Source organism: Antribacter sp. NEAU-D49, from assembly GCF_057158775.1.
In genome coordinates this window covers 50,718-56,850 of the sequence record NZ_JBXTSN010000005.1, presented here as the reverse complement: position 1 = coordinate 56,850, position 6,133 = coordinate 50,718, and the positions used below count along the sequence as shown (strand labels likewise).

Below are 6,133 nucleotides of genomic sequence, written 5' to 3'. Positions count from 1 at the left end.
GCCGCGGGGGGGGGGGGGGGGGGCCCCCCGCCGGGGGGGGGGGGGGGGGGGGGGGGGGGGCCCCGCCCGGCCCCCCCCCCCCCCCCCCACCGAACTACCGACCACGTGACGCGTGCCGGGCGCGGGCTCCGAGGGCACGCCCGGGCCCGGCGCCGCCAGCACCGCCGACAGGTCCCGGACCGCCCGCCAGGCGCCCAGCGGCGTCCCGGTGACCTTGGACCGCCCGCGCCGCCGGTAGTACGGGACGTCCACCTCTGCGACGAGCCAGCCCCGGTCGGCGGCGGCGACGAGCGTCTCCAGGGGATAGCCGCTGCGGCGGTCGCGCAGGTCCAGCCCGAGAAGGGCCTCGCGCCGGGCGGCGCGCATAGGCCCGAGGTCGCGCACCTGCAGGCCCGTGCGCCGGCGTACCCGGCGGGCGAGCTCGACGTTCGCGAGGCGCAGGTGCCACGGCCAGGCACCCGGCTCCGGCCGGCGCCGCCCCAGCATCAGGTCCGCCTCCCCCCTGAGCACGGGCCCGGTCACGAGGGGCAGATCGAGCGGATCCAGGGTGGCGTCGGCGTCGCAGAACGCGACGACGTCGGCCGTAGCAGCCTCCAACCCTGCCGCACAGGCTGCCCCGTACCCCCGCCGCGCCTCGCGCACCACCAGCGCCCCGTGCGCGGCGGCGACCTCGGCCGACCCGTCGGCGGACCCGTTGTCGACCACGACCGCCCGCACGTCCCGCGGCAGGCGCGGCAGCAGCCAGGCGAGCCCGTCGGCCTCGTCGAGGCACGGCAGGATCAGGTCCACGGACGCGAGGTCAGCCATGTCTCGACGTTACGGAGCGCGGCGCCCGCTCGACACGGCAGCGCACCTGACGGCTCCCTGACGGCTCCCGGGCCCCTCCACGGCACCTTCCCGCCGCCGTACCCCCGGTCCCCGGCGCCTAGCCCCGCCCGACCGGCAGTTGGGGGGGGTGGGGGGGGGCCCCCCCGGCGCGCCCCCCCCCACGGGCTTTGCGGCGGTTGATCGGCAGCCCGGGCGGCCGATCATCCGACGAACTGCCGGTCGCACGGGCAGGCCGGGCCCGCGCACCGCCGCACTAGGGTGCAGACATGACCACGAAGGTTCTCGTCGTGGACGACGACGTCCTCGTCGCCTCCAGCGTCGCGGCGCACCTCTCGGCGTCGGGCCACGAGGCGCGGGCCGCCACCGACGCGGCAGAGGCGGACCGGACCTGGCGTGACTGGGTGCCCGACGCCGTCGTGCTCGACGTCCGACTGCCCGGCGGTTCCGGCCTGGAGATGCTCGCGCGGCACCGTCGCGAGGGGGACGCGACGCCGGTCGTGCTGCTGTCCGGGCTGGGCTCGGTCGACGACCGGATCGTCGGCCTGGAGACCGGCGCCGACGACTACGTGACCAAGCCGTTCGACGCCCGGGAGCTCGTCCTGCGCGTCGAGGCGCTGCTGCGTCGCGGCACCTTCGACGTGGAGCCGCCGCCCACCCGCCTGGACCTGGGCGAGCTCGTGGTCGACGGCGCCGCCCGCACCGCCACGTACCACGGCCGCACGGTGGAGCTCACGCCCCGAGAGTTCGCCCTGCTCCACTTCCTCGCGCTGCAGCCCGGTCGCCCCTTCAGCCGTGGCGAGCTGCTGCGCCGGGTGTGGGGCTGGAGCTTCGGCGACGACTCGACGGTGATGGTGCACGTGCGCCGCCTGCGCCGAAAACTCGAGGACGATCCTGCGGACCCTCGCCTCGCGGTCAACCTGCGCGGGGCGGGCTACGCGCTCGTGCTGGCGGCGACGACGGCAGGCCCGTCATGACCGACGTCCAGTTCATGGTCCTCGTGACCGCCGCCTGCGCCGTCGCGGTGGGGCTCGTGGGGTTCGCCGCGGTCCGCTGGGCCCGCCGCGTCTCGCTGGTCCTCGCCCTGGTCCTCGCGGCTCTGGTCCCGTTCGCGGCGGTGGTCGCGGCGCTCGCGGTGAACGTCTCGGCGATGTTCCTCTCCCCGCACGACGCCTCGGTGGTGCGCCTGGTGCTCGGCACGGCGTCGGTCCTCGCGGTCGTGCTCGCCCTGGCGCTCGGCCGGGACGTCGCGCGCGAGGTCCGGCTCCTCGTCGACGGCGCACGGCGGCTCGCGCACGGCACCGAGGACCCCGGCCCGACGTCGGCCCCCGCCACCGCCGAGCTGGCTCAGGTCGTGGCCGAGCTGGAGACCACCCGCGGCCGGCTGGCCGAGGCCCGCGACGCGGAGCGGCGGGCGCAGGACGCGCGCCGGGAGATCGTCGGCTTCGTGAGCCACGACCTGCTGTCCCCGCTGGCCGGCATCCGGGCGGCGACGGACGGCCTGCGGGCCGGGGTCTTCCCTGAGCCTGCGACCGCCCTCGACGGGATCGCGGCGGCGGTGGACCGCATGTCGCGCATGATCGCGGACCTGGGCGAGCTGTCCCGGTCCGATGCCCCGCCGGCGCGCCCGGAGGCTCAGCGGGTCGACGTCGGCGACGTGCTCCGCGGCGTCCTGGCGCACGCGACCCCCGCTGCGGCGGAGGGCGGCGTGGTCGTGGAGGCGCGCATCGAGGACGAGGTGACCGTCCAGGGCGACCCGGGCGAGCTGGGCCGGGTGCTCGACAACCTCGTCGCGAACGCGATCCGGTCCAGCGGGCGTGGCGGCCGGGTCGTGGTGGGCGTCGCCCGGGCCGACGGCGTCGCGCGCGTCACCGTCCAGGACACCTGCGGCGGCATTCCCGACGAGGATGTGCCGCACCTGTTCCGCCCCGGCTACCAGGGATCGGGCACCGGGGCCTCGAAGGGCGAGGCCGGGCTGGGTCTCGCGTTCGTGGACCGGGTCGTGGACGAGCACGGGGGCCGCGTCGCCGTGTCCAGCACGGACGCCGGCTGCAACGTGGAGGTCCGGCTCCCGGTCACCGACCCGGCCGATCGGTAGTTTGGTGCGTGATCGGCAACTCGAACTGCCGATCACGCACCGAATTGCCGATCACGCGCGCGGTGCCGGCCGATCACGTGCCGGCGGCTCCGGTCCCCAGCGTCGCCAGACCGTCCCGCAGCCTCGTGCGCGCCCGCCAGCCCAGCGCCGCGGCAGCCGCCTCGCTCGACGCCGTCACGTGCCGCACGTCGCCGAGCCGGAACTGCCCCGTCACCACAGGCTCGGGACCACCGAGCAGGCCGGACGTCACCCGCGCCATCTCGCCCACCGTCGTGACCACGCCCGACCCGACGTTGAGCGGGGTCACCACCCCGGCCCCCAGGGGCTGTTCGACGGCGGCCCGCACCGCCGCCGCGACGTCGGACACGTGCACGAAGTCGCGGCGCTGCCGCCCGTCCTCGAACACCCGCGGCGCCTCGCCTCGCAGCACCGCCGACCGGAACAGCGCCGCCACGCCCGCGTACGGGGTGTCGCGCGGCATGCCCGGCCCGTAGACGTTGTGGAAGCGCAGGGCAGTTGCCGTCGCACCGGTCTCCTGCGCCCACGCGCCGAGCAGCGCCTCACCGTGCGCCTTGGTCGCGGCGTAGACGTTCCGAGGGTCGAGCGGTGCATCCTCGCCCACCAGGCCGGGGTTCAGCGGAGCGCCGCACACCGGGCAGGGCGGTTCGAACCGGCCCGCGGCCAGGTCCTCCGCCCGTCGCGCGGGCGGCGCCACGCGCCCGTGCTCCGGGCAGTCGTACCGGCCCTCGCCGTAGACCACCATCGAGCTCGCGTACACCACGTGCCCCACCCGGCCCGCCGCCGCGCGCAGCAGCACCGCGGTCCCCAGGTCGTTCGACGAGACGTAGTCCTCCAGGTCGCCCAGGTCCACGCCCAGCCCCACCTTCGCCGCCAGATGCACGACGACGTCGCAGCCCGCCAGGGCGGTCGTCGTCGCCTCGGCGTCCCGGACGTCCGCGACGACCAGGCCGCCGGGGTGCACCCGGGCGAGCAGGCGGCGTCGGGCGCCCGAGGGGTCCGGGTGCACGTCCGCGCGGAGCGAGTCCAGGACCACCACCTCGTGGCCCGCCCCGGTGAGCTCGCCGAGGGTCGCCGAGCCGATGAACCCGGCACCGCCGGTGAGCAGGATGCGCATTCCCCCAGCATCGCCGGAGCCGGCCCTCCGGGGCGGGCGGCGCACCTGACCGGTGCCTGACGGTGCGGGCGAGCCGGTCCCGCCACGCCCAGCACCCTCGCTACCGTGCGGAGCATGAGCGAACCCATCGGGATCATCGGCGGCTCCGGCATGTACCGCCTGCTGGCGGACGCGGAGGCCGTGCCCGTCGAGACGCCGTACGGGCCGCCTTCGGAGGCGCCGGCCCGCGGGATGCTCGGCGGGCGCGAGGTCGTCTTCGTCCCCCGGCACGGCGCCGACCACAGGTTCCCGCCCCACCGCGTCCCCTCCCGCGCCAACCTGTGGGCGCTCCGGGCGCTCGGCGTGCGGCAGGTGGTGACCACCTGCGCCGTCGGCGGGCTCGTGCCCGAGACCCCCGCCGGCACGCTCGTGGTGCCCGACCAGGTGATCGACCGGACCTGGGGCCGCGAGCACACCTACTACGACGCGCCCGGCCCTGTGGTCCACGTGCCCTTCGCCGACCCCTACTGCCCCCGCGGCCGGGCCGTCGCGCTCGACGCCGCGCGGCCCGGGCCGCTCCCGGTCGTGGACGGCGGCACCATGGTGGTGATCCAGGGACCGCGGTTCTCGTCCCGTGCCGAGTCCGTCCGCAACGCCCGCGACGGCGGCACGATCGTCAACATGACGGCCATGCCCGAGACAGCCCTCGCCCGCGAGCTCGCGCTCTGCTGCACCACGCTCGCCCTGGTCACCGACGCCGACGCGGGGGTCGACGGCGGCGCCCACGTCACCCAGGAGGCCGTGTTCGCCGCGTTCGCGCGGAACGTCGCGGCGCTCGCCGGTATCGTCGAGGCGGCCGTCGCGGCCCTGCCCGACGACGACTGCGCATGCCGCCACGTCCTCGACGGGCTCACGCTGCCGATCGTGCTGCCGTAGCCGGAGGTCCCGGACCCTGAGGGCCGCCGCATGTGTCAAGGTGGAGCCGATGAGCGTCCCACCTGCACCCTCGCACCAGCACTCGCAGCGCCCGCACGTCGCGGCGGTCCTCGAGGACCGGTTCCTCACGGCGGCTGCCGTGCCGCTGCGTCGTGCGGGCTGGACCCCCCGGGTGGACCCGTACACGGGGTACGGCACCACCCGCAGCGTGCGGATCCTCGCGCGGATGCTGCTCGCGCCCCGTGACTACCGCCCCAGCGCCGCGGACCGTCGCGGGTTCCGCGCCTACCTGGGCTTCCCCGCTCCGGGTGAGCGCGTGCGGGTCACCGTGGGCTCGCTGACCACGGAGGTCGCCGCCGACCGCGCCGGCTACGTCGACACCGTTCTCGACGTCGCGCTCGAGCCGGGCGTCCACCAGGTCGTGTTCGAGCCCGCCGGCCCGCCGCCGGGCGGCGGACCCGAGCCGGGCCGCCCGGCCGCGACCCCGACCGTCGGCACCGTCCACGTCGTGGCCGACGACGTCACGTTCGGCGTCGTGAGCGACATCGACGACACGGTGATGATCACCGCCGTCCCGCGTCCGCTGCTGGCTGTGTGGAACACGTTCCTGCGCTCCACGAAGTCGCGTCGGGCCGTTCCCGGGATGCCCGAGCTGTACCAGCGCATCGCGGAGGAGCACCCGGAGTCGCCGTTCGTGTACGTGTCCACAGGCGCGTGGAACACGTCGTCGGTGCTCCAGCGGTTCCTCCGCCGGAACGGCTACCCGCCCGGCCCGATGCTGCTCACCGACTGGGGTCCCACCAACACCGGCTGGTTCCGCAGCGGCCCTGAGCACAAGGACACCTCGCTCGACCATCTCTTCGCGATGTTCCCGCACGTCAGGTGGCTGCTGATCGGCGACGACGGCCAGCACGACCCCGACATCTACCGGCGTGCCGACGCCCGGCACCCGGGCCGGATCGCGGCCGTCGCGATCCGGCAGCTCACGTTCGCCCAGCAGGTGCTGTCGCACGGCGGGCCCGTACCGCTGTCCGATCCCCGCGCGCCGGGCGAGGACGGCTACCGCGAGGTGCTGAGCGTGGGCGCGCCCACCGTCGTCGGACCGGACGGTGAGGCGCTCGCCGCCGAGCTGGAGCGGGTGCTGGACTGAGAGCCGCGAC

The 6,133-nt window shown here is 76.2% G+C and carries 6 protein-coding genes; 4 read left to right on the top strand and 2 right to left on the bottom strand.

The features are described 5' to 3' along the window. A partial coding sequence (locus tag AC060K_RS06085; RefSeq protein ID WP_483764533.1) for a glycosyltransferase family 2 protein occupies window positions 1-807 on the bottom strand: 807 nt, incomplete at its 3' end. A gap of 287 nt (window positions 808-1,094) precedes the next feature. Between AC060K_RS06085 and AC060K_RS06080 the strand changes: the two genes are divergently transcribed. Further along, a complete protein-coding gene (locus AC060K_RS06080) occupies window positions 1,095-1,802 on the top strand; it encodes a response regulator transcription factor (protein ID WP_483764532.1) in 708 nt (235 codons plus the stop codon). Next, window positions 1,799-2,923, top strand: coding sequence for a sensor histidine kinase (locus AC060K_RS06075; RefSeq protein ID WP_483764531.1), 1,125 nt, complete (start codon window positions 1,799-1,801; stop codon window positions 2,921-2,923). The genes AC060K_RS06080 and AC060K_RS06075 overlap by 4 nt, the downstream gene beginning before the upstream one ends. 73 nt (window positions 2,924-2,996) lie before the next feature. Here AC060K_RS06075 and AC060K_RS06070 read toward each other — a convergent pair whose 3' ends face one another. Continuing rightward, a complete protein-coding gene (locus AC060K_RS06070) occupies window positions 2,997-4,058 on the bottom strand; it encodes an NAD-dependent epimerase/dehydratase family protein (RefSeq protein WP_483764530.1) in 1,062 nt (353 codons plus the stop codon). A gap of 114 nt (window positions 4,059-4,172) precedes the next feature. Between AC060K_RS06070 and AC060K_RS06065 the strand changes: the two genes are divergently transcribed. Then, window positions 4,173-4,973: an S-methyl-5'-thioadenosine phosphorylase gene (locus tag AC060K_RS06065; RefSeq protein WP_483764529.1), complete on the top strand. Its 801-nt coding sequence runs from the start codon at window positions 4,173-4,175 to the stop codon at window positions 4,971-4,973. Between the two features lie 49 nt (window positions 4,974-5,022). Beyond that, a complete protein-coding gene (locus tag AC060K_RS06060; RefSeq protein ID WP_483764528.1) occupies window positions 5,023-6,123 on the top strand; it encodes an App1 family protein in 1,101 nt (366 codons plus the stop codon). The last annotated feature ends 10 nt before the right edge of the window (window positions 6,124-6,133 follow it).

Coding starts and splice junctions, on each gene's coding strand:
- AC060K_RS06080 (WP_483764532.1), top strand. CDS start 1,095: ATGACCACGAAGGTTCTCGTCGTGGACGACGACGTCCTCGTCGCCTCC.
- AC060K_RS06075 (WP_483764531.1), top strand. CDS start 1,799: ATGACCGACGTCCAGTTCATGGTCCTCGTGACCGCCGCCTGCGCCGTC.
- AC060K_RS06070 (WP_483764530.1), bottom strand. CDS start 4,058: ATGCGCATCCTGCTCACCGGCGGTGCCGGGTTCATCGGCTCGGCGACC.
- AC060K_RS06065 (WP_483764529.1), top strand. CDS start 4,173: ATGAGCGAACCCATCGGGATCATCGGCGGCTCCGGCATGTACCGCCTG.
- AC060K_RS06060 (WP_483764528.1), top strand. CDS start 5,023: ATGAGCGTCCCACCTGCACCCTCGCACCAGCACTCGCAGCGCCCGCAC.